At 68.8% G+C, this 22,681-nt stretch carries 22 protein-coding genes and 3 pseudogenes; 19 read left to right on the top strand and 6 right to left on the bottom strand.

Annotated elements, in window-relative coordinates; all coding sequences use genetic code 11:
• Positions 1 to 827, bottom strand: an 827-nt coding sequence (locus BM237_RS27910) for a carbohydrate binding domain-containing protein (RefSeq protein ID WP_175541164.1), incomplete at its 3' end; no start/stop codon positions are given.
• Between the two features lie 267 nt (positions 828 to 1,094).
• Here BM237_RS27910 and BM237_RS27905 point away from each other — a divergent pair.
• The 5 genes from BM237_RS27905 (at position 1,095) to BM237_RS27885 (ending at position 3,970) form a co-directional block, all read left to right on the top strand.
• Entirely contained in the window at positions 1,095 to 1,418 is a 324-nt protein-coding gene (locus BM237_RS27905) for a MiAMP1 family antimicrobial peptide (protein ID WP_093852523.1), read from the top strand.
• 118 nt (positions 1,419 to 1,536) lie between these two features.
• Positions 1,537 to 1,758: a hypothetical protein gene (locus tag BM237_RS27900; protein WP_139238196.1), complete on the top strand. Its 222-nt coding sequence runs from the start codon at positions 1,537 to 1,539 to the stop codon at positions 1,756 to 1,758.
• Positions 1,759 to 2,176: 418 nt separating this feature from the next.
• Entirely contained in the window at positions 2,177 to 2,767 is a 591-nt protein-coding gene (locus BM237_RS27895) for a choice-of-anchor C family protein (protein ID WP_093852521.1), read from the top strand.
• Between the two features lie 223 nt (positions 2,768 to 2,990).
• Complete coding sequence (locus BM237_RS27890; RefSeq protein WP_217655941.1) at positions 2,991 to 3,185, top strand: hypothetical protein; 195 nt, start codon at positions 2,991 to 2,993, stop codon at positions 3,183 to 3,185.
• A gap of 362 nt (positions 3,186 to 3,547) precedes the next feature.
• Positions 3,548 to 3,970, top strand: a complete 423-nt coding sequence (locus BM237_RS27885; protein ID WP_093852530.1) for a VOC family protein — start codon at positions 3,548 to 3,550, stop codon at positions 3,968 to 3,970.
• A gap of 133 nt (positions 3,971 to 4,103) precedes the next feature.
• Here the strand turns inward: BM237_RS27885 and BM237_RS27880 are convergent, their stop codons facing one another.
• Positions 4,104 to 4,523: a squalene/phytoene synthase family protein gene (locus tag BM237_RS27880; RefSeq protein ID WP_217655940.1), complete on the bottom strand. Its 420-nt coding sequence runs from the start codon at positions 4,521 to 4,523 to the stop codon at positions 4,104 to 4,106.
• Between the two features lie 441 nt (positions 4,524 to 4,964).
• Between BM237_RS27880 and BM237_RS27875 the strand changes: the two are divergent.
• Positions 4,965 to 5,100, top strand: a pseudogene (locus BM237_RS27875) (transposase); the annotation flags it as partial.
• Positions 5,101 to 5,147: 47 nt separating this feature from the next.
• Here the strand turns inward: BM237_RS27875 and BM237_RS27870 are convergent.
• The gene (locus BM237_RS27870) at positions 5,148 to 5,375 is read right to left on the bottom strand and encodes an IS110 family transposase (RefSeq protein WP_342746267.1); all 228 of its coding nucleotides are present in this window, start codon (positions 5,373 to 5,375) and stop codon (positions 5,148 to 5,150) included.
• A 708-nt stretch (positions 5,376 to 6,083) separates the two neighbouring features.
• On the opposite strand from BM237_RS27870, the gene BM237_RS27865 reads away from it, so the two are divergent.
• The 6 genes from BM237_RS27865 to BM237_RS27840 all read left to right on the top strand — a co-directional run bounded on the left by BM237_RS27865 (position 6,084) and on the right by BM237_RS27840 (position 13,378).
• The gene (locus BM237_RS27865; RefSeq protein ID WP_093852519.1) at positions 6,084 to 7,265 is read left to right on the top strand and encodes an ROK family transcriptional regulator; all 1,182 of its coding nucleotides are present in this window, start codon (positions 6,084 to 6,086) and stop codon (positions 7,263 to 7,265) included.
• Between the two features lie 164 nt (positions 7,266 to 7,429).
• Positions 7,430 to 8,944, top strand: coding sequence for a sugar ABC transporter ATP-binding protein (locus BM237_RS27860; RefSeq protein ID WP_175541163.1), 1,515 nt, complete (start codon positions 7,430 to 7,432; stop codon positions 8,942 to 8,944).
• Entirely contained in the window at positions 8,941 to 10,008 is a 1,068-nt protein-coding gene (locus BM237_RS27855) for an ABC transporter permease (protein ID WP_093852518.1), read from the top strand. The genes BM237_RS27860 and BM237_RS27855 overlap by 4 nt, the downstream gene beginning before the upstream one ends.
• 62 nt (positions 10,009 to 10,070) lie before the next feature.
• Positions 10,071 to 11,111 (top strand): substrate-binding domain-containing protein, encoded by a 1,041-nt coding sequence (locus BM237_RS27850; RefSeq protein WP_093852517.1) that lies wholly within the window; start codon positions 10,071 to 10,073, stop codon positions 11,109 to 11,111.
• 36 nt (positions 11,112 to 11,147) lie between these two features.
• Complete coding sequence (locus BM237_RS27845) at positions 11,148 to 12,347, top strand: Gfo/Idh/MocA family protein (RefSeq protein ID WP_093852516.1); 1,200 nt, start codon at positions 11,148 to 11,150, stop codon at positions 12,345 to 12,347.
• A 20-nt stretch (positions 12,348 to 12,367) separates the two neighbouring features.
• Entirely contained in the window at positions 12,368 to 13,378 is a 1,011-nt protein-coding gene (locus BM237_RS27840; RefSeq protein ID WP_093852515.1) for a sugar phosphate isomerase/epimerase family protein, read from the top strand.
• Between the two features lie 360 nt (positions 13,379 to 13,738).
• Here BM237_RS27840 and BM237_RS27835 read toward each other — a convergent pair.
• Positions 13,739 to 13,939, bottom strand: a pseudogene (locus tag BM237_RS27835) (transposase family protein); the annotation flags it as partial.
• A gap of 168 nt (positions 13,940 to 14,107) precedes the next feature.
• Here BM237_RS27835 and BM237_RS27830 point away from each other — a divergent pair.
• Positions 14,108 to 14,533: pseudogene (locus BM237_RS27830) on the top strand (transposase); the annotation flags it as partial.
• A gap of 105 nt (positions 14,534 to 14,638) precedes the next feature.
• On the opposite strand, the gene BM237_RS27825 reads toward BM237_RS27830, so the two are convergent.
• Positions 14,639 to 15,562, bottom strand: coding sequence for a ScbA/BarX family gamma-butyrolactone biosynthesis protein (locus tag BM237_RS27825; protein WP_093852514.1), 924 nt, complete (start codon positions 15,560 to 15,562; stop codon positions 14,639 to 14,641).
• A 96-nt stretch (positions 15,563 to 15,658) separates the two neighbouring features.
• Here BM237_RS27825 and BM237_RS27820 point away from each other — a divergent pair, with 96 nt between their 5' ends.
• The 3 genes from BM237_RS27820 to BM237_RS27810 are packed head-to-tail and all read left to right on the top strand — an operon-like array spanning position 15,659 to position 17,974.
• The gene (locus BM237_RS27820; protein WP_245794093.1) at positions 15,659 to 16,282 is read left to right on the top strand and encodes a ScbR family autoregulator-binding transcription factor; all 624 of its coding nucleotides are present in this window, start codon (positions 15,659 to 15,661) and stop codon (positions 16,280 to 16,282) included.
• The gene (locus BM237_RS27815) at positions 16,283 to 17,188 is read left to right on the top strand and encodes an NAD(P)H-binding protein (protein ID WP_093852513.1); all 906 of its coding nucleotides are present in this window, start codon (positions 16,283 to 16,285) and stop codon (positions 17,186 to 17,188) included.
• 51 nt (positions 17,189 to 17,239) lie between these two features.
• A complete protein-coding gene (locus tag BM237_RS27810) occupies positions 17,240 to 17,974 on the top strand; it encodes an SDR family NAD(P)-dependent oxidoreductase (RefSeq protein WP_093852527.1) in 735 nt (244 codons plus the stop codon).
• A gap of 19 nt (positions 17,975 to 17,993) precedes the next feature.
• Here BM237_RS27810 and BM237_RS27805 read toward each other — a convergent pair whose 3' ends face one another.
• A complete protein-coding gene (locus tag BM237_RS27805; RefSeq protein WP_175541162.1) occupies positions 17,994 to 18,566 on the bottom strand; it encodes a TetR/AcrR family transcriptional regulator in 573 nt (190 codons plus the stop codon).
• A gap of 1,155 nt (positions 18,567 to 19,721) precedes the next feature.
• Between BM237_RS27805 and BM237_RS27800 the strand changes: the two genes are divergently transcribed.
• From BM237_RS27800 to BM237_RS27790, 3 genes are all read left to right on the top strand, one after another.
• Positions 19,722 to 20,582, top strand: a complete 861-nt coding sequence (locus tag BM237_RS27800; protein ID WP_483883301.1) for a ParB/RepB/Spo0J family partition protein — start codon at positions 19,722 to 19,724, stop codon at positions 20,580 to 20,582.
• 796 nt (positions 20,583 to 21,378) lie between these two features.
• Entirely contained in the window at positions 21,379 to 22,380 is a 1,002-nt protein-coding gene (locus BM237_RS27795; protein WP_093852525.1) for an NAD(P)/FAD-dependent oxidoreductase, read from the top strand.
• On the top strand, positions 22,377 to 22,676 hold the full coding sequence (locus BM237_RS27790; RefSeq protein ID WP_093852511.1) for a 2Fe-2S iron-sulfur cluster-binding protein: 300 nt from the start codon (positions 22,377 to 22,379) through the stop codon (positions 22,674 to 22,676). The genes BM237_RS27795 and BM237_RS27790 overlap by 4 nt, the downstream gene beginning before the upstream one ends.
• The last annotated feature ends 5 nt before the right edge of the window (positions 22,677 to 22,681 follow it).

The raw sequence follows: 22,681 nt of genomic DNA, 5'->3' as shown, positions 1-22,681 counted from the left end.
CCGGTCCGGTCGGTGGTGGCGGTGACGGGGGCGGACTTGGCCGACTCGCCCGCGCCGTTGACGGCGCTGACGCGGAACTCGTAGGAGGTGGCGGCCGCCAGTCCGGTGACGGTCGCCGAGGTGCCCTGCACCGACAGCGCCTTGGTCCCGTCCTGGTAGACGGTGTAGCCGGTGGCGCCGTCGACGGCGTTCCAGTTCAGGGTGACCGAGGAGGAGGTGGTCGCGCCGACGGCCGGTGTGGCGGGTGCGGCCGGGGGCTGGGGGTCGGGGTCGGGTTCGCCCGGGTCGCCGCCGGGGCCGGCGAGGGAGACGTCGTCCACGTGGTAGGCGCTCTGGCCGTACCAGCCGTGGGTGTGGACGGTGACCGAGGTGGTGTCCGGGCCGGTGGTGAAGGAGGTGCGCAGTTGCTGCCAGCCGGAGCCGCCCGGGGTCCAGGTGGAGACGTCGGTGGTGCCGGTGCCGGATGCGCCGAGGTAGACGTACGAGCCCTGCACCCAGGCGCTCAGCTCGTACTGGGAGTCCGGCTGCACGGCCACGGTCTGGGTGCACTTGGCGTTGTCGCTGCCGGCGGGTGTGGCCTTCAGCGCCGCCGTGCCGCCGTGGACGGGGGAGGAGACGGCCGTGCCGCTGCCGGCGGAGCAGGTCCAGCCGCTCAGGCCGGACTCGAAGCCGCCGTTTTGCACCAGGTTCGGCTCGGCGGCGTAGGCGTCGCGGCCGTCGAGAGTGGTGGCGCCGCCGACGAGGAGAGCGACGCATGTCGCGAAGGCGACTCCCGCGCGGATGCGGAGGGATCTCGTTCTGCTGGTCTGTGCGGAGGGACGGTCCATGGCTGTCTCCGTATGTCGGGGACTGTGGCGGGAGAGCGTGTTCTGGGTGGCACGGCGACACTGCACCCCAGGAAAAATGGTCCAGACCAATAGGGTTGTCAAGAGTTCCGGCGTCGACCGCGTGCCCGGCGCACGTAGGGGGGGTGGGGTAGTGGGAGCGCGCGAGCCCGTCCGCGCGCCGGTCGTACATCCGCCCGCCCTTACGGAAGGCAACTCTGTGTAGCTAAATGAACTCGAAGAGTGTTCATTCCTTTCGAAGGAGGGCTCATGCGCAACCAGCACACCGTACGTACCACCGTTACCGCGGCCATGACGGCCGCCGTCCTGGCGGTGAGCACGGGAGCGGCCTTCGCGAGCAGTTTCCGGGGCTGGTCCGGTGCGCACTACACCGGCACCAGCTCGGAGGTCACCAGATGTGGCTGCAGCAATCTCAGCCTCGGCCACCGCGGGTCCTACAGGTTCGACCACACGGGCCAGGACGCGAGCATGTTCAACACCCGCAACTGTCAAGGGAGTCCGCACTACACCTTCCGGGGCGACGCATCGAGCCCCGCGCCCGTTGGCTGGCGGAGCATCTACATCCACTGCTGATCCCGGCGCACTCTGACGGGAGCACCACGGGACCGTCCTCGGCGTACATCCCATGGCGATGCACGCGGGGGACGGTCCCCGCCGGAAGCGAGTCAAGTCGTCCCTCCTGCGGTCGGCCATGCCCGCGCCCCACGGCCAGGACGGGGCAGCCGCCGCTCCTGCACCTACCTCCAGCTCGCCGAGGCCGGGCTGGTACCGGCTGCGCGCCCACGCCCGCGGTCGCGACGCCGCCTTCAAGGATGTACGGGAGGACCCGGCCGAGAACCACCTGCTGCTGTGCCGGCCGGCCGAGCAGACTCCCATCCGCATGATCCACGCCACAGACCGCTGCGACCGGTGACTGCGCAACTCCGCCGCACGCCGCCCTGTCGGCTCCCACACCGCTCCCGCCCCTGGCGTGCCGGACGCCGAGCAGGTCCGTCAGCAGATACTGAGCGACAACCTCCGACGGCATGGCGCCCACCGGGCCTCGACGCTCGGACACCGTCTTTCACCAGTGCCCGAGGTGGCCCTGGGTGCCGACGCCCTGACAGCGCTGCCGCGTCAAACGGGGGCACTCCGCGTCCTTGCCTGCGCCGACGCCACTGCAGGTGGCGTTCGGGGGCTTGCGCCCCGGCCGGTCGGCGTGCACAGGCCGGTGCATCCGCCCCGTGCTCCGGTGCGCGGGTGGCCCGGTCTTGGCACGCATCCGAAGTGAGGGGAGATTTGATCCGGCAAGTCGACCAGACTGCCACCCCCTCTCTGACCAGGAGGACTTCATGCTGCTCACGCGTTCCTGCACGACTGCGGCCGTGGCCGCCGTCCTGTTCGCCGCCGCCGGAACCGCAACGGCGGCCCCCACCGCCAGCCGGTTCGACGACGGCAGCTTCGAGTACCCCGCGGTTGCGGCGAACAGCTTCCAGAGCTTCGCAGCCGGCGCCTCCATGGGGCCGTGGAAGGTCACCTCCGGTGCGGCGGACCTGATCGGCGCCGGATTCTGGCAGGCCGCCGAAGGCGACCAGTCCCTCGACCTCAACGCAACCGTCCCGGCGACCGTGGCACAGACATTCACCACCACCCCGGGCAAGACCTACACCGTCACCTACTCCCTCGCCGGCAACCCCGACGGCGCGTCACCGCTGAAGACCGGCAGGGCGCTCGTCGACGGGCAGAACTTCCAGGACTTCTCCTTCGACACCGCCGGCAAGACCCGGTCCAACATGGGTTATGTGACTCGGCAGTTCACCTTCGTCGCCAACAACCCGACCACTACCCTCGCCTTCGCCAGCACCACTCCCAACAGCGCCCACGGCCCCGTCATCGACGACGTCAGGGTCCACACCTGCTGTTCCGACTCCTGCTGCCGCTGACCACCCTTCCGGCCCGCTCGCGAGGCCGGTGGCTGTCCATGCCGTTCGCACGCGGTTCCCCGGAGCGACGCGCCGGGGAACCGCGCTGCGCGGGGACCTCTCCGCCCGTCAGAAAGCAACCCGATCTGTTCCGGTCGTCCCGCTTCCGCCACGTGCCGTGATGGTGGCGTGAACATGCTGTGCCGACTATGGATGGACCGTGTGGATTGTGAGCATGCCATTCGTGAAGATCGAGATCCGGCCGTATGCCAATGATGACTGGGCCACGGTCGCGCGGATTCACGATGCCGCGCGTCTTGACGAGTTGTGCGACTCCGCTGGTGTCGAGGCATTTTTGACGCCCGCGCGGACAGCTCAAGAGGAGGGGCTGTTCGACGGCCGGTTGTGGGTGGGGTGGCGGAGGCCGACGGGACAGTAGCCGGTTTCGTCGCATGCCGCCGCCGGACCGAGGGGCGAGGTCACGGTACTCGACGGCAATCCAGCCGCCCAGGCGCTCTACACCGGCGAGGGGTTCACCGCGACCGGCCACATCATGCACCGCGACACCGTGACGGCGCCCACCAGCGGCGCTGGCTGGAAGCCTTCGCACGGTCCAACCCTGCCGACCGGCCGGGGCCGCGGGCACGGTGTACTGGCGAAGAGGCAGTGTTCCGGCCGTACGCTGTTCGGTTTCCCTCTGTACGAGCACTGATCAGAGCCCCGGGGCACCAAAGAGTGGCTCGTTCCACCGGTGGCCGGAGGCTCTGGGCTGTAGCTGCCTTCGGACCTACGATGAGCGGCATGTCGCCTGATGCCTCCCCGTCCTCCGTATGGCCGGTCCTGCACTACGACGACACGAGGGCGGCGCTGCGCTTCCTGGTCGACGTGCTGGGCTTCACGGAGGTGATCGCCGCGCCGGACGAGTACGGCGGGATCGGGCACGCCGAGCTGCGCTGGCCCGGCGGTGGTGCGCTGGTGTTCGGATCGACCCGGCACACAGACAGCGTGCACGGGCGGATGCGGGCGGGCACCAGCGCGGTCTACGTGGTGAGCGACGACGTAGACGCAGTACACCAGCGGGTGGTCGGTGCCGGCGGCGAGGTTCTCGAAGCGCCGCATGAGACCCGGTTCGGATCGGGCGCCGTGGCGTACGTGTGCACGGTGCAGGACCCGGAGGGCAATCTGTGGACCTTCGGCACCTACCGCGGCCCTTCACCGGAGTAGGCAAACCGGCCGGACAAGGGGTGGCCCAGGGGCATAACGGGCACCGTCGGCCGCGATGTCTTCGCGCGGGTGCCCAGGGGCAGGCGGCGGTGGGGGCGAGCCGCCGACAGCCGATCACGTGTTCCCGGGCATATCACGACCGTCCCTTCCCGGGGGCGGGGCGCCAGCAGCGGGCTGTCAGCCCGCTGGGCGCGCCGGTCACACTCCGCAGGTAGCGCCGCAGGTCCGCGGCTGTGCCGAACGCGGGCGGGGCCGCGCTGTCCCTCCGGGTGGCGTCCAGGAACTCCTCCAGCAGTGCGATGTCCGACTCCCGGCTGCGGACGGTGTGCACCAACGCCCGCCGCAGCGGATGCTCACTGTGTCCCGCGCGCACCTCGGCCAGCGAATCGGCGCACCACTGCGCCAGCCGCGCCTCACGGCCGGCGAGGCGGCCCTCGTCGGCGATGTCGTCGGTCGTGTGCCAGTGGGCGACGAGCGCGCGGACATGCGGCCGAACCTCGGCGGGCAGCGACTCCGTGGCCGTCCAGAGCAGCCCGGACAACCGCTGTCCCACCTCCTCGCACCGAGCGTACGATTCGCACAGCTCCGGTGTGGTGATGCCGGCTTCCTCGTATGCGGACACCCCTACCTCCCCTGTCTGAACGGATCCCGTCGGTCTCTCCCTGTGGCCGGGCGGGACCCAGCGTCCCCAACACTGCTCTCAACGAGTCATCCGGCGACAAGGCACTGCCCCCGCCCCGCCCCACCAGAAGCCGCGCCGCACCGGACACCCGCGAGGCCGTCTTCCACGACCTCGCGGCCATCGCCCCGCCTGTGCGGCACCGGCAACTGGTCGTGACGACCACGACCCTGCAGCAGTTGACCGTGCACGGGCCTGACCGGCCGGTGTGGCGGGTGACCGGGCACGGCCAGGAACGCCGACCGCTGGACAGGCTGCCGACGCCCCGCTGAACCGGCTGGCCCGCTCCTCCAGGCCCCCTGGACGTCATCTTCGCCCGCAGGGCGGGGACATCGTCGGCGAGGGGACCGCGAGATGCTGGCCGCGATCATCTTCGTGGCCACTTCGGGCCGCACCTGGAACCAGTTGCCGCCGAGGTTCGGCCTGTCCAGGGCGACGGCCTCCCGACGGTCCCGATCAGGTAGGCAATGGGCCGGCCGTGGCTGAGCAGGAGGCCGGTCAGCAAGGCAGCGCCCCCTGGTTGAGGTCGACCGCCCACAGCGCGTCGGTGGATATCGCGAGGATGTCGCCGGTCAGTTCCAACAGCTCGGACTCGTCGTTCTGGACCCTGCGGGACAGCGACCGTCCGCCGTCCGCGTTGATCACCACTGTGTGGTGGTGTGTCTTGCCGATGTCCATTCCGGCCCGGATCTCGGGCACGCTCACCTCCGCCGGCTCGTCGTACATCAACCCAGTAGACGACCTCGCCGACGTTGCCCTGTGCAGCGATCGAGTCGCGTCTCCCAATTGGCGGTCGAGTCGTCGCGGGGCTCCGGGCGGCCGGCCCGCACTCAACGTCTACAGCGGCCCGTTCCACTGACGAACCGGCCGTCCCGTGCCACATGGCTTGTGGGTCGGACGGCGGTAGAGGACGCCTAGCGTGACGGCAACACCGGCCGCGGTGTTCGCGACGGCCGCCACGGGCCCGGCTCGCGCGTGCTTGACGTTTTGACGGGTACGGCACCGAGGCCCTGTGGCGCCTGACCAGCTTCCGATCCGCGGTGGGGCGCCGGCGCACGGGCGCACGCCGTGCGCCGGCGCCCCGGCACGCGCGCCTCGCCCGGCTGAGCACGCCGATGAGAGGTCGGCCGGTCCGCGAGGCGGTCGCCAAAGGTGCAGACCCTGGGGAGCGGACCGGCTCGGCCTGTCGATCACCAGCCCGTGAGTGTCCTCGAACGCCGAGATCGACGTGGAACGTTGATTGCTCTGTGCAGCTGGTCGGCACGCGACGTGGTGCTTCGTCCTCTGGTTGGCGAAAGTTACGGGCGATACCGCGCAACTTCTTCCTAAGGCTGGCGTACGCTGCTAGCTTCTCGGCGAAAGCCCGTCAGGGTTCGCTCGCTGGGCGGTGTCTCAACGCGCAGCGACCGACGTTGAGGAGTGCCCGTGCGGCGGATGACGGCTCGGCCGGCCAATACTCACCAGGCACACCTGCTGCGTCTGCTGCGGGACGGTGGGCGCAGCTCACGGGCCGAATTGGGGGAACGCATCCAGCTCTCCCGCTCCAAACTGGCTGTTGAGATCGACCGGCTGCTGGAGACGGGCCTCGTGGCCACCGATGGGTTCGCCGCTTCCCGAGGGGGCCGGCGATCCCACAGCGTGCGGCTCGCGCCAGGTCTGCGCTTCCTGGGCGTGGACATCGGCGCAACCTCCATCGACGTGGCCGTCACCAACGGCGAGCTTGAGGTGCTGGGCCACCTCAACGACTCCACGGACGTCAAGGACGGCCCCGTCGCGGTGTTCGAGCAGGTGCTCGCGATGGCGGAGAAGCTCAAGGAGTCCGGGCTGGCGGAAGGCTTCGACGGGGTCGGGATCGGCGTTCCCGGTCCGGTGCGCTTCCCCGAGGGTGTGCCCGTGGCGCCCCCCATCATGCCGGGCTGGGACGGGTTTCCCGTGCGTGAAGCTCTGAGCCAGGAGTTCGGGTGCTCGGTCATGGTCGACAACGACGTCAACCTCATGGGCCTCGGTGAGCAGCACGCAGGCGTCGCCCGCTCCGTCGCCGACTTCCTCTGCGTCAAGATCGGAACGGGGATCGGCTGCGGCATCATCGTCGGCGGCCAGGTGTACCGGGGCGTCACCGGGTGCGCCGGAGACATCGGCCACATCCAGGTGGACCCGCAGGGGCGGCTGTGCGCGTGCGGAAACCGCGGATGCCTGGAAGCACACTTCAGCGGTGCCGCGCTGGCCAGGGACGCCGAAGAGGCCGCACACAGCGGTCGTTCGGCGCACCTGGCCGTACGACTGGAGGCGTCCGGGCGACTCACCTCCGCCGATCTCGCGGCCGCCGCGGCCGCGGGTGACCCGGTCGCACTGGACATGGCCCGCACGGGCGGGGAACGGGTCGGGCAGGTGATCGCCGGGCTCGTCAGCTTCTTCAACCCCGGCATGGTCGTCATCGGTGGCGGTGTGACGGGACTGGGCCACACGCTTCTCGCAAGCGTGCGTTCCCAGGTCTATCGCCGCTCCCTTCCGCTGGCGACGGGGAACCTTCCCATCGTCCTGGGTGAACTGGGCGGCATGGCCGGGGTCATCGGTGCCACGCGGCTCATCAGCGACCATCTGTTCTCGCCCGCCTGACCTCCGCGACTCGACTCTCCCACCCGTCCTCAGTCCCAGCCCCAGTCCCCGGCGGCAGGCGCCCGGGCGGGGGCGGCATGTCCTTTCCGTTGGGATTCCTCGTGGTGCCTATGTCTGTTTCCTCTCACCGGGCCGGTGACACGGCCCGATCACCTCTGCTCACGATGTCGGACATCATCAAGGTCTTCCCCGGGGTGCGAGCCCTGGACGGTGTCACTCTTCAGGTGGAGGCGGGCGAAGTGCACTGCCTGCTGGGGCAGAACGGAGCGGGCAAGTCCACCCTGATCAAGGTGCTCGCCGGCGCTCACCGGCCCGACTCGGGCACGGTCACCTGGCGCGGCGAGGAGGTCGTGCTGAGATCTCCCATCGCCGCGATGCGGCTCGGTATCGCCACGATCTACCAGGAGTTGGACCTGGTGGAGGGGTTGTCCGTCGCCGAGAACGTCTTCCTGGGCCATGAGCGGACGGCCGCCGGGTTTGTGATCCGCGGCCGTGACACCCGCGTCGCGGCGGCGGAGCTGCTGCGGCGGCTCGGGCATGAGGAGATCGATGCGAGCCGGGCCGTGGGGGAGTTGTCGGCCGCGCAGCGGCAGATCGTCTCGATGGCCCGGGCGCTCTCCCACGACGTGCGGCTCATCGTCATGGACGAGCCCTCTGCGGCGCTCGACCCCGACGAGACGGAGAACCTTTTCCGCATCGTCCGCGAACTGACGGCCGACGGAGTGGCGGTGGTCTACATCTCACACCGTCTTGAGGAGATCCGGCGCATCGGGGACCGGGTCACGGTCCTCAAGAACGGTCGGTCCGTCGCCGGGGGGTTTGCGGTGGAGGAGACCTCGGACAGGGAGATCATCGCCCTGATGACCGGGCGCGAGATCGAGCACGTTTTCCCCGGCCGGCCCGCACCTCGGGAGAGTGCGCCGGCCGTCCTGCGGACGCGTGGCCTGGCCCGGGAGGGGGAGTTCGCGCCGCTCGACCTCGAACTGCGGGCGGGTGAGATCGTCGGCCTCGCCGGCCTGGTCGGTTCCGGCCGCTCGGAGATCCTGGAAACCATCTACGGGGCGCGTCGCCCCAGCGCCGGGGAGGTGAGCGTCGACGGCCGGCGGCTGCGTCCCGGCAGCGTACGCTCGGCCGTGGCGGCGGGACTGGGCCTGGCTCCCGAGGAACGCAAGGCTCAGGGGCTTTTCCAGCTTGAATCCGTCACCCGCAACGTGTCGGTCTCCACCCTCTCGCGCTTCGCGCGGCTGGGCTGGTTGGACCGGCGTGGCGAGCGCGTCGCGACGAAGGCCGTCACCCGGGAGCTGTCCCTGCGTCCCGACGACCCGGATGTGCTCATACGCACGCTTTCGGGCGGCAACCAGCAGAAGGCGGTCCTCGCACGCTGGCTGCTGCGGGACTGCCGCGTCCTCCTGCTCGACGAGCCGACCCGGGGCGTCGACGTGGGAGCGCGTGCGGAACTTTACGGCGTGATCAGGCGGCTCGCCGACGCGGGTCTGGCCGTTCTCCTCGTCTCCAGCGAGCTTCCCGAGGTCCTCGGCCTCGCCGATCGTGTCCTGGTGCTGCGCGAGGGCCGGGTGGTCGACGCCGCACCGGCCCTGGACCTCGACGAAGACCGCATTCTCGACCTGTTGATGGCAGGCCATGCCGACACCACGTCTCCTGGAACGGAGCCTTCGTGACACAGCAGCCAGTCTCCTCTCCGCGGCGGGCGGCGCCCCAGCCGGCCAGTCGTGGCAAGCGTCCTCTCCGCGGTGGGCCCGCGGGCGGCAGGCCGCCGGGCCCGCTGGCTCGTCTCGGCCGGCAGGCGGACGTCCGCAACCTCTCCCTGCTGGGCGTGCTGGCGATCCTCGTCGCCGTCGGCGGGGTCACCGAGCCCGACACCTTCCTGGCGGGCTCGAACCTGCAACTGGTGCTGACGCAGGCGTCGATCATCGGAGTGGTGACCGTCGGCATGACGTTCGTCATCACCGGCGGTGGCATCGATCTCTCGGTGGGCGCGATCGTCGCCCTGGCCTCGGTCTGGGCGACCACCGTCGCGACACAGGAGTACGGTTTCACCGGAATCCTGTTCACCGCTGTTGTCGTCGGTGTCGGATGCGGCCTGGTCAACGGCATCCTCGTCGCGTACGGCGGCATGGTTCCCTTCATCGCCACGCTGGCGATGCTCGCCTCCGCACGCGGGCTGGCCCTGCAGATCACCGACGGCCGCACCCAGATCGTCACGGTGGACGCCGTCCTGGACCTGGGCACCCCCGACGCCTATGTGCTCGGCATACCTCCCCTGGTGCTCGTCTTCGGTGCGGTGACCGCGCTAGGCTGGCTGCTCCTGAACCGCACGACCTTCGGCCGCCGCACGCTCGCGGTCGGCGGGAACGCCGAGGCCGCCCGGCTGGCCGGGATCGACATCCGCCGCCAGCGTCTCTACCTGTACGTGCTCTCGGGTCTGTGCTGCGGTATCGCGGCCTTCCTTTTGATCATATTGTCAGGTTCAGGACAGAACACCAATGGCAACCTGTACGAACTCGACGCCATCGCGGCCGTGATCATCGGTGGCACCCTGCTGACCGGCGGGCGCGGCACGATCGTCGGTTCCGTGCTGGGCGTACTGATCTTCACCACGATCACCAACATCTTCGCGCTCAACAACCTGCAGAGCGACGTCCAGCAGATCGCCAAGGGCGCGATCATCGTCGCCGCCGTCCTCGTCCAACACCGCACGCTCCGCCGCACCGGCGGAGCCTGACCAGGCACCCGCTCCTGGTCCTCTCCCCTCCCCGCACGACACCTGAGAAGGGCTGACTCAACATGCCTGAAAAAAACCTCACCAGCCGCAGAAGAGTGCTGTTCGGCGCGGCGATCGGTGCCGGCGCCCTCGTCACCGGCTGCACGAGCAACGCCTCCTCCAGCGATGAGTCCGCTGCCGCGGCACCGGAGACCGCGGACAAGCCCGGCAAGCCGGTCACCATCGGGTTCGCCGGCCCGCAGGCCGACCACGGATGGCTGAACGCCATCAACGAGAACGCCACCCGGCGGGCCGAGCAGTACGAGGACGTGACGCTGGAAATCACCGAGGGGTCCAACGACACGGCGACGCAGATCGGCCAGATCACGACACTGATCAACAAGAAGGTCGACGTGCTCGTGATCTTGCCGGCCGACGGCAAGGCGCTCACCCAGACCGGCCTTGAGGCGATGCGTGCGGGCATCCCCGTCGTCAATCTGGACCGGATATTCGACTCCCCCCAGGCCTACCGGTGCTGGATCGGCGGAGACAACTACGGAATGGGCCTCAACGCGGGCCGGTACATCGGCGAGCGGCTGAAGGACGTCGCGGACGCCAAGGTCGTCGAACTCGCCGGACTCGACACCCTGGAGCTCACCAAGCAGCGCACCCGGGGTTTCGACGACGCGCTCAGCAACTATCCGAACATCACCAAGGTCGCCCGCCAGGCAGCCGAGTTCACCGTCGAGTCCGGCCAGGCCAAGATGGCCCAACTACTGCAGGCTCAAAAGGATTTCGACGCTCTGTGGAACCACGATGACGACCAGGGCGTGGGCGCGCTGCGGGCCATCGAGCAAGCCGGCCGGGACGAGTTCGTGATGGTCGGCGGCGCAGGCTCGAAGTCGGCCATGGAAGCGATCCAGTCCGACGACAGCGTACTCAAGGCCACCGTGCTCTACCCGCCGACCATGGCGGCCTCCGCGATCGACCTCGCCCGCGCCCTCGGGCAGGGCAAGGGCGTCAGCGGCCTGGCCGAGCTGGAGATCCCCTCATCCCTGACGCTCTACTCGGCGATCGTCACCAAGGACAACGTGGAGGACTACCTGCCCACCGGCTTCATCTGAGCCTTCCCCCCACCCGGCCAACCAGGAGTACATCTGATGAAACACAGTGATCGCAGAGAGTACGGCGAGCCCACGCCGGACCTGGGCATCGGCATGGTCGGCTACGCGTTCATGGGCGTCGCCCACTCGCAGGCGTGGCGAACGGTGAGGCACGCGTTCCCGCTCCCACTGCGTCCCCGGCTCGCGATGATCTCGGGCCGTGACGAAGCGGCGGTCGGAGCGGCGGCCCGGCAGCAAGGCTGGGCAGCCGCCGTGACCGACTGGCGTGCCGTCGTGGACAGTGACGACGTCGACCTGGTCGACATCTGCACACCGGGAGACAGCCACGCCGAGATCGCCATCGCGGCGCTGGAGGCGGGTAAACATGTGCTGTGTGAGAAGCCGTTGGCGAACTCCGTGCCGGAGGCGGAGGCCATGGTGGAGGCCGCGCGGGCGGCTAGCCGGCGTGGCCAGGTGGCGATGGTGGGCTTCAACTACCGTCGGGTACCGGCCATCGTCCAAGCCCGCCGCCTGATCGCCGGGGGCCGCCTCGGAGCGCTGCGCCATATCCGGGTCACTTACCTCCAGGACTGGCTCGTCGACCCTGAGTTCCCGCTGACCTGGCGCCTCTCGCGCGAGAAGGCCGGTTCCGGCGCGCTGGGCGACTTGGGCGCGCACGCGGTGGATCTGGCCCAGTACCTGTCCGCGGAGCCGTTGGCCGGTGTGTCGGCCCTCACCGAGACGTTCGTCTCCGAGCGGCCCCTGGTTGCCGCGATGCTCACGGGGAACGACGGGCCGCGGGCCAGGGGACCGGTGACCGTGGACGACGCGGCCCTGTTCACCGGTCGGCTCGCCTCGGGCGCCCTCGCGAGCTTCGAGGTGTCCCGGGTGGCGGCGGGCCGCAAGAACGCGCTGTGCGTGGAGATCAACGGCGAGCTGGGATCGCTGGCCTTCGACCTCGAACGCCTCAACGAACTGTCATTCCACGACCACACTGAGCCGGCCACGACGGCCGGTTTCCGGCGCGTCCTGGTCACCGAACCCGAGCACCCGTACTTGGAGGCGTGGTGGCCCCCCGGCCACGCGCTGGGCTACGAGCACACTTTCACCCACCAGGCCCACGATCTCGTGCAGGCGATCGCCACCGGCACCGACCCCGCACCGTCGTTCACCGAAGGACTGCAGGTCCAGCGGGTGCTGGCCGCAGTTGAGGAGAGCGCGGCGAAGAACGCGAGCTACACCCCCGTACCCGTCTGACGGCAAGGAGACACGCGACAATGCCACGTCCCTTCACCTTGTTCACCGGCCAGTGGGCCGACCTCCCCCTGGAAGAGGTCTGCGGCCTTGCCCGGGACTTCGGCTACGACGGACTCGAACTCGCCTGCTGGGGAGACCACTTCGAGGTCGACCGGGCATTGGAGGACCAGGACTACGTCCGGGGCCGCAGGGAGCTCCTCGCGCGCTACGGACTGAGATGCTGGGCCATCTCCAACCACCTGGTCGGCCAGGCCGTGTGCGACCGGCTCATCGACGAACGCCACCAGGCGATACTTCCGGGCCGCATCTGGGGCGACGGCGACCCCGAGGGCGTCAGACGCCGGGCCGCGGCCGAGATGGCCGACACGGCCAGGGCCGCCGCCGCTCTCGGCGTGGACACCGTCATCGGGTTCACCGGGTCCTCGATCTGGCACCTCGTGGCGATGTTCCCCCCTGTGCCGCCGGAAATGGTGGAGCGCGGATACGCCGACTTCGCCGAACGGTGGGGGCCGATCCTCGACGTCTTCGACACCGAAGGCGTGCGGTTCGCCCACGAGGTCCACCCCGGTGAGATCGCCTACGACTACTGGACGACGCACAGGGCGCTGGAGGCCGTGGACCACCGGCCCGCCTTCGGGCTCAACTTCGACCCGAGCCACTTCGTCTGGCAGGACCTCGACCCCGTCGGGTTCCTCTACGACTTCCGCGACCGGATCTACCATGTGGACTGCAAGGAGGCGCGTAAACGGCTGGACGGGCGCAACGGACGGCTCGGTTCCCACCTGCCCTGGGGCGACCCGCGCCGGGGCTGGGACTTCGTCTCGGCCGGGCACGGGGACGTTCCATGGGAGGACGTCTTCCGCATGCTGTCCTCCATCGGGTACGACGGTCCCGTCTCCGTTGAATGGGAGGACCCGGGGATGAGCCGCCTCCAAGGCGCTCCCGAAGCCCTGCGGGCGCTCAAACGCTTCGACTTCGAGCCCCCCACCGCCTCCTTCGACGCCGCCTTCGGTGGCGACCGCCGGTCCTGACAACACCGCCGCCCGCCGAAGCACGAGCCGGTGCCTCTCTCTCCTCCAGGGGCCCGGCGGCTTGTCTCCGGAGTCCTGCCGGCGACGTCGATGCGAACGCGCCCCACACGCGGACTGGTTCACCAGGGAGGCCCCGTCGATCTCACAGGAACGAGCCGGAGTTCGGCTCATTCGAGGCCGCGACTCGGTCGCCGCCACGGGGACTGTGAAACGTTGTCCGGCGGCGACCTCGGCCGGCGGAGCGGTGGTGCGCAGATGTACCAGCGTGAGCAGGGCCTGGTGGAAGCAGCGCAACCGGCGCCGGCGGGAGCGCGGTGCAACCCTTCGGGCGTAGATCAGCCAGGAAACGTGCTCGGCGATCTCATCGACGCTCCTGGCTCCCGACACGGCCGCGCAGGCACAGACGAGAAGGACCGCGGTCAGCCGGTACCAGCGGCCCCGTCTCGCACGCGGGTCGGGCACCAGGTCCAGGAAAGGTCGCAGGTCAGCGACTTGGCTGACATCCAGCGGCCCCAGCTTCACCAGCACCGGTGGGATGGGAGAAGATACAGCGGCAGGCATGGGCCACCTCATGATCGTTGAGCTTGGACACCCCAATGATCACGAAGCCCGTGCCTGCTCCGCTATGCACCCCAACCGGTCGTCGCCCGACCAACCGCACGACCCCGGAACTCGCCCAAGGGGACTGTAAAAAGTTCGGTGTAACTCCTGATCAAGGAAGATGCACCGATGACCAGTGAGAACGTGACCGAGGCCGAGACCGTCGAGTCGGGTGAGCCGCAGGCCAAGGCCGCGGAGGACCGGCTGATCGACGAGCTGGTGGGGCGGGCCCAGGCCGAGGGCCTGCAGCTGACCGGCGAGGGCGGGCTGCTGCAGCAGCTGACCAAGCGGCTGCTGGAGTCCGCCCTGGAGGGTGAGATCACCGACCACCTCGGCTATGACAAGCATGATCCGGCTGGGAAGAACGGCGGCAACTCACGCAACGGCACCCGCAGCAAGACCGTGCTGACCGATGTCGGCCCGGTGGAGATAGCCGTGCCCCGCGACCGGGAGGGCTCCTTCGAGCCGAAGATCGTCAAGAAGCGGCAGAAGCGCCTGACCGGCGTGGACGAGATGGTGATCTCCCTGTCCGCCAAGGGGCTGACCACCGGCAAGGGCCAGACCCGCTGGACCAGCCGTTGGAAGACCGTGCTGAACGCCTTTGATATCACCTTCGACGGCCGCCTGTCGGCGGCCCGCCAGTAACCTCAACCACCCTGGTTACACCGAACGTTTGACAGACCCGTGCGACACGGTCTTGGTCGTCGCCTCGGCTTCGAAGCAGGTCTGTTCGTCCTGGTCGATGCTCACGCTGAAGGAACCATGGGTACCGGAGGCGAGGCGGACCCACGCTGGGCGGTCCAGTTCCACGTAGCGATGGAACCGGGCGGCCATGCTCGTGACGACGGCGTCACCTGTGGGGTGGACGGAGAGCACTGCTTGGCGGGTTGCTTCAAGAAGGAGCATGCCAGGAGCGTGGTCGACAGGGTGGTCGAACAGGATCGGATGGCTCAGATCCACACGCAACCGCCAGACGTCGGAGTGGACGGTGGGGGCGAGGACGACGTCCTGGGGCAGGTGCCGCCCTACACTGGCGGGGAGGACTCCGGGGGTGGGGCGCAGTGCGCTTGCGCGGGCCGCGGCCGTGTCATGGCGTCCGGCGCGCAGCCGCCGATAGACATCGGGACTGTGGACGGAGAAGCGGGTCCGAGCGTGTCCGACGGTAGTTGTGTTCGTTGACGCGCACACGCTTACGCGCGCGGAGGAGAAGCCGGCGCGGCGGCGGGTGACCTCGCTGCACTCGACGGTGAGTGTCAGGTCCATCGTCCGGTCGCTTGCCCATAGGGCGTCATAGGCCACGCCGAAAGACAGATCGCTCCATACGAACTGATGGCCGAAGGGTACTCCGAAGGCCTCGTGGGAGAGCAGCGGCAGAGTCTGTCTCACGGTCTCCGCGAACAGTAAGGATTCGTAGTGCCCGCGGGGGCGGTAGAAACTGTGAGCGCGCGGCCATCGGGCCGTGACGGTGAAGGCATCGTCGGCGTGCGCGGACCACCCGGTCAGTAAGACCTCGGTGTGAGTGTGCTTGTGCACCATGTGCTGGGGCACCGCGGTGCCTGGTCTGTCGGCGAAGGTCGCGGACACTGGGACTCCTTACGCTGCGTTGGCCTACCGCGGGAGCGATGCGGATGGTAAGATTAAAAGAAAAATTATTTTTTGTCGATGTAGGCGAGGTGAGAAGTGTCTGACCTGAAGCAAGGCCGGGCCGCGCATACCCGCCAACGGCTACTCATGGCAGCGGCCGAACTGTTCGACGAACACGGCTACAGGGGGACCAACGTCGCCGACATCGCGAGGCGGGCAGGGCTGACGCTGGGAGCCTTGTACTTCCACTACGGCAACAAGCGGGGTGTGGCCGAGGCGGTGATGAACAGTCAGCCGCAGGCCATCGAACCGCTACTGCAGTCGGAGGGGGTGCAGCATGTCATCGACATAACCATGGTGTGGGCCCGCCGTCTGCAGCTCGATCCGCTTCTGCGGGCTGGGGTTCGGCTCGCGGTCGAACAGCGGAGTCACGACATGAGCGACCCCACCTCCTTCAACAACTGGGCCTCGATCATGGCCGGGTACCTGCAGGAGGCCCGGGACAACGGCGAGCTGCGCCCGGAGGTGGATCCGGCGGCTTTGGCCAGGTTCGTGGTCGGGGCCTGCACTGGTGTGCAGCTGTACTCCCAACTGGTCAGCTGCCGCGCCGACCTTATGGACCGCACCTGTGAGATGTGGCAGATCCTCCTTCCGGGAATCACCTCGGAGGAGGCCCATGCCCGCCTTGTCGTCGACCCCGCGCGTGGGTGCACCGAGTAGATGGCCGCCGGTTCCCACAGCACAGCAGAGAGCTGCCCGGGCAGAGCCGACCGGCGTATCGTCGTAACTGGTGCCACCGGCACGGTGGGCCGGCACGTGGCGGGGTTATTGGCGTCCGAGGTTTCCTGCCACGGAGTTTTCCTCACCCGGGATCCGGCCGGTGCGGCGCTCGCCGGACGTGTCATCCGGGCCGACTTCGAAGATATCGCCCGCCTGACCGAGGTCTTCGCGGGCGCTGACGCCGTATTAATCATCACCAACGACCCGCTGCGTCCGGACCATGACGCCAACATCGTCACCGCGGCCGTGGCCGCGGGCGTCGGTCACCTGGTCAAGCTCTCCGCGCTCGCCGTCGCCGATCTCCGGGCTCAAGACTTCATCACCTCGTGGCAGCGCGCAGCAGAGGACCGCATCCGGCAATGCGGCATCCCCTGGACGATCCTGCGTCCCCGTGCCTTCATGACCCACGCCCTGGCCTGGGCGCCCGACATTCGCCGGGATGCCACCGTGCGAGCGCTCCACCCCACCTCCCGCAACGCCTGCATCGCACCCTCCGACATCGCACAGGTCGCGCTGCGCGTCCTGCTCGAGGGCGGTCACCACGGCCGGACCTATGCGCTCACGGGTCCCCGGGCGATCTCGGTCCGCGACCAGGCGGCGCAGCTCGGCGAGGTCCTGGGGCGTCGACTGACATGCGCTGGACTGACGATCGCCCAGGCTCAGGAACGCTGGCGTCGCCGGTATCCCGAGGTGATGGTGCGGGCCTTGACGGCCAGTGCGGAACGCCAGCGCGCCGGTGCCAAGGAGGAGACGACTCCTGACGTCGGCGATCTTCTCGGGCGACCCGCTACGTCCTTCTCGTCGTGGGCGGAAGAACACGCCCACTTGTTCGGTCCTCGTGTGTGATTGGCGGGCTTTTCCGTGGTGAACGAACCTCTGCTGCAGGACAAGGTAGTCATGATCACCGGCGCTTCGAGCGGGATCGGAGCCGAGTCCGCACGCCTGTTCGCAGCCGAAGGCGCAGCCGTAGTGCTGACCGCGCGCCGCGCGGGGCACCTCGAGCGGCTCGGCGCCGAGATCCGAGCCGCCGGCGGGCGGGCGCTCGCGGCCCCTGGGGACGTCACCCGCCCCCAGGACATGCGCGACGTGGTCGAGAAGGCGGTCGACACCTTCGGGCGGCTCGACGCGGCCTTCAACAACGCTGGATGGACCTCCACCGGCACGGCCTTCCACGAGATCGGCGACGACGAGTACGACCGGATCATCGGGGTGAACCAGCGCGGTGTCTGGAACGCGATGCGCGCGCAGATCACCGCGATGCTGGCCGCTGGTACGGGCGGCGCCATCGTCAACACATCCAGCGTTGCAGGTGTGCGCGCCACCGGAGTCGCAGCCCCTTACATCGCAGCCAAGCACGCGGTCATAGGCCTGACCCGGGCCGCGGCCGACGAGTACGGCGCGTACGGCATCCGCGTCAACGCCCTCGTCGTGGGGAGTACGGGAACGGAGCTGATGCAGGAGGTGCTGGCCCGCACGCCCGATTTGTTCGGCCCTTTCGTCGAACGCGCGATCCAGCAGCGGCTCGCCGCGCCGCGGGAGGTGGCACAGGCCGCGGTATGGCTCTGCTCGGATCGCTCGTCCTTCATCACGGCAGCAGCGGTTCCCGTCGACGGGGGCTGGACCGCCCGTTGACCAGGTGCAGGGTGATCCGCTAGCCCTCGGTGTCCATGCGACCGCCAGGCATGGCCTGCTGCCATGCCGCGGCCAGGTGGCTCAGAGCCGCATGGCGCTCGGCGTCGGCATGAACAGCCCACACCTCCGTTCCCGCCAGCAGGCAGTGCACGAGAAAGCCAAGGGTTTTTCTCGAACAATTCACGGTGCTGCCGGGGCTGCTGCATGCCCGGTCCGCCAGTCTGGCCACATGACCGCGCCAGGTGTCGCGCCACGCGAAGTGCCCCGTCGGGTCGTCACGGCTGAGTCGGCTGCAGGCGAGTACCGTCAGATCATCGTCGATGAGCAGTGAGGCGAGCCGCAGAGTGAGGTTGGCCAGGCCCTGCAGGGGCTCTGTGTCTTCTCCCACCTCGGCTTCGACTGCCTCGGAGGTGCGCTTCACGCCGTCCAGGTACACCTCCTGGACGAGGGCTTGTTTCGTCGGGAAATGGAAGCTCACCGCTCCCAGTGTCACGTGCGCGCGTGCTGCCACGCGGACCAGGGCGGTCCCGTGGTACCCGGACCGTACTATCTCGCCGGCCGCGGCCTGCAGGACCCTCTCGCGGGTGCGCATCGCTCGTCTCTGCGTCACTTCAACCTCTTGTGATCCACCGCGGGTCGGTGCGGGAGCCGGTGTGGATCGTGGGTAATCGGGCTTGCTGACCGTTTCAGAGAAGGCCGGGTGCTGGCCGGCCTTCGGCTGTCGTGCGTAAGCGGGGGCATCGGAGGCCTGAGCTCTTCCCGGACGCATTGCGCGCCACCGGGCAGGTCGCATCGGCCAGGGATGTGCTGTCGGCGCGGATTGCGGACGGAGTCATCACGCCTCCCGAAGAGTTGCTACTTGAAACCATTCTGCCGTTGCCGATCCGGGAAGGGGGCGCGAGTCCGGCTTATTGGCTGAAAGATTTCGTTCGGCGCCGCTTGTCCGGCCGTCATCGCGGACGTCCGCACCCGAGGGGTCAAGGTGGTGAAAGAATGCGAAAAGGGCACTTCTGTGTCAAATGGGACCTTTTCCTGCCGGGAGTTCTCGGCGGGTCGAGTCGGTGCGTCCGGCACCCCGGTCGCGTCGGCGAGTGAGGTGCGGGTCGGCGTGTCGCCTTGCCCCGGGGTGGGTCGGTACTTTCGCCCCCTTGTCTTCTTGGTGCTGGCGACGCACCATAAAAATAATATTTTTGTAATGGGTTGGGCACGCACGGCTGCTGACGGGGGGCACCACCCATGGGCGCGCCGACTGCTTGGAAGAGCGTGTGGCGGCGTGGAGGTGCTCGACCGTACATCCCGGTGACCGCCGGTGCCGCAGGTACTACGTGTCCGATTCATCGGTGCCGACCGAGGTTCGCGATGCACCGGTCGCCGACGCCGACCTCCCGCGTTTCCCGCCCGAGGCCAGTGCGCCGCCCGCCGGACGAGCGAGTCGGGTTGCGCGGGCCCCGCCCGGAATGGGGCTTCGCCGAAGTCGGCTCCCGGCGCGACACCTCGATCGCCACGAAAGGCGCCGGTCGGCGCATCCTGCTGCACGCGGTCTACTTTCGGAGGGTTACTGATGAGTGCTGAGGCCATGCTCCCGCAGAAGCCTGCCGGGTGCCGAGCGGGCCAGGCGCCCGGGCGCAGCAGTGAGGGGCAGGCTCCGGAGTTACCGGGACCCCCGCTGTCCGAAGTGGAGAAAGTCCCGATCGCTCTGCTCCGCCCGGCCGACTCACCCCGCAAGCAGGGCACCGACAGTCGGCACGTGAGTCTCCTCGCCGAGTCGGACGCGGTTCTTCCACCGATCGTGGTCCACCGCGGCACGATGCGGATCATCGACGGAATGCACCGGCGTCAAGCGGCTGTGCTCAGAGGCGAGAGCCATGTGGCAGTGCGGTACTTCGAGGGGAGCGAGCAGGACGCCTTCGCGTTCGCCGTCAAGGTGAACACCACGCACGGTCTACCACTCTCCGCCGAAGAGAGGTCCGCGGCAGCCAAGCGTCTTCTCGGCTCGCACCCGCAGTGGTCCGACCGGGCGGTCGCGGCAGTGGCCGGTGTCTCCGCCAAGACGGTTCGCTCGCTCCGGCGGGACACCGCGTCGGCCAGCCCGGTGTCCCGGGTCGGTCGTGATGGCCGCGCACGTCCGGTCAGCACCGCCGACGGGCGACTGCGGGCGCGCGAGATGATGGAGAAGAACCCTCAAGCGTCATTGCGCACCGTGGCCAGGAAGGCCGGCGTGTCGCCATCGACTGTGCGCGACGTCCGCGAACGCCTGCGACGCGGGGAGCACGTCGTCCCGCAGAACCAACGGCCAAAGAGCGAAGACCGGATGGACGAGCTCTCCACGACGCTGCCCGCAAAGTCGGTGGAGCAGCCCGCGGTGACGGTGTGGAGCCTGACGAAGGACCCGTCCCTCCGCCTCACGGAAGACGGCCGCCGCTTGCTCCGCCTGCTGATAGCACACCGGCTCCCGGAGCAGCGCTGGGAGGAGCTCGTCGCGACCGTGCCCCCACATGCCGCAACCGCGGTATCGGAGGCGGCCCGGGGGTGCGCACACGCCTGGAACGCGTTTGCCGACCGGCTGTCGGCACATCATGGGGAATCTCCCCGTGAGAAGAAGGGGTGAGACACCACGGGTGTGCGACTGAGGACGAGCCGCAGTTGCACACCCGTGGCTGCCGGAAGTGCCGGTGAAACGCCCCGGCTCTTCCGGGCGGGGGACGAGCCGAGTACGCCGTGGGCGCAGGCGGCGGACAGGCTGTGGGTGGGGCCGGGAAGGGCCTGCGGACCCTACGGAAGCCGTCTGAAGGGCTCTTGTCACCGCTGTCACCGCCCTGCCCTCCGTTCCGTGGAGCCGCTTCCCGAGTGAGCGAGTGCGGCGGTCCGGCTGACCGGTATGACGGTGTCGCCCAAGACGGAAGAGCCGCACAGCAGGCGGCCTCGGCCGACCCAGGGCGATCGGTCCGAGTGGTCCCGTCCCAGGGGCCGCCGGCAGCACTTGGCGGTGCGTCGCCGGCTGCCGGGTGCCAGGCCGTGGGACACAGGCGTCCGGTGGACAGAACCACCTTTGAAAGATAGAAAAGCTGCGGCCGTCGCAATTTCCCGTGAGTTGCTGCCAGTCTGGGAACCCGAGAGTGGGCGAAGCCCTCGACGCCTTCCCTTGACGGCGTGATCAGAGCGTTGAATGATGAAAACGTTCCTCACGGAACGCTTTCTGATTGCAGCATGAAAAATATTCTGCGACGCTTTCCGTGAGTTCGGAAACATCGAATGACAGGCGCGAAGATTTCCGGGTGGTAAATCGGCTGACCGGCTGCGATATTTCGGTAGCCCGAACTATTCGACCGAACGTTGAAGAGCCTGGAGCCCAGGTTGAGAAAACTGGATTTCAGGATGGATCGAGTGTAGGGGATCGAGTGGAGATGACCGCAGTCGACACAGAGACAACCGCGGACGTGGCCGTCGTCGGAGCCGGCCCGGCCGGCCTGTACGCCGCCTACTGCGCAGGGTTCCGAGGGCTTTCCAGCGCGGTGGTCGACGCGCTGCCGGAACCAGGCGGCCAGATCGCGGCCCTGTACCCGGAGAAGAGGATCCACGACGTCTCCGGCCACGTGGCCGTGCGAGGTCGGCAACTGGTTGACAACCTGGTCGCCCAGGTCGCGCCGTTCGACCCGCACTACCTGCTCGGCCGGGTGGCGGTCTCCCTGAAGCCGGACGAGGGGGGAGGCTGGGCGGTCGGGCTGGAGAGCGGCGGGCGGGTGCGTGCCGGAGCCGTCGTGATCGCAGCCGGGCTGGGCCGTTCGGTCCCGCGCACTCTGCCCTGCCTGCAGCCCTACGTGGGACGCGGCGTGGCGCACCACGTGCCGCGCCTCGACGGGCACCGTGACCGCGACGTGGTGATCGTGGGCGGCGGCGACAGCGCCGTCGACTGGTCCATCGCTCTCGCGCCGATCGCCCGGTCCGTCACCGTCGTCCACCGGCGCTCGGCGTTCCGCGCGCACGAGCACAGCGTCAAGCAAATGTACGCGGCCGGTGTTCGCGTGCTGACCGATGCCCGGGTGACGGGCTGTTATGGCGCGAAGAACCTGGAAGAAGTGCGCGTCCAGACCGATGGGGAGGAATTGACGCTTCCGGTACAGGCTCTTGTCGCGGCTTTGGGGTTCATTACGAACCTGGGACCGATCGCCGCCTGGGGCCTTCAGATGGAGCATCACCGGATCGTGGTCGACAGGGCGATGCGGACGAACCTGCCACGGGTTTACGCGGTCGGCGACATCTGTACCTACGAGGACCGTGTCCCACTCATTTCGGTGGGCTTCGGCGAGGCGGCGACTGCGGCGAACCACGTGGCGGTAGAGCTGCGCCCCGGCTCCCGGCTCGCACCGGAGCACTCCACCGACCGCGACACCACCCTGCCGTCATGACCATGAACAAGCTGACCGTACTTCCGACGGAAACCGAAATCCTGCTGCCAGCGGGATGCCCCCTCACTGAAGTCGAGTACGAAACCCCGCAGCGGCTCATCCCGTTCGGATGCCGCTCCGGATCGTGCGGCGCGTGCGTCATCCAGGTGCTGGAAGGCTTCGGCTCCCTTGGCGAACCCGACGACGACGAACGCGACTTCCTAGAAGACCTCGGCCGGACCACCGGCGACCACCGTCTGGCCTGCCAGTGCCGGCTGCGGGGCGACGCCACCATCCGCGTCGCCGACGACATCTGAACCGC

Source organism: Streptomyces mangrovi (genome assembly GCF_900114215.1).
Taxonomy (GTDB): Bacteria; Actinomycetota; Actinomycetes; order Streptomycetales; family Streptomycetaceae; genus Streptomyces; species Streptomyces barkulensis.
The sequence above is the reverse complement of the archived record's forward strand: the minus strand, read 5'-3'. Positions and strand labels throughout refer to the sequence as shown.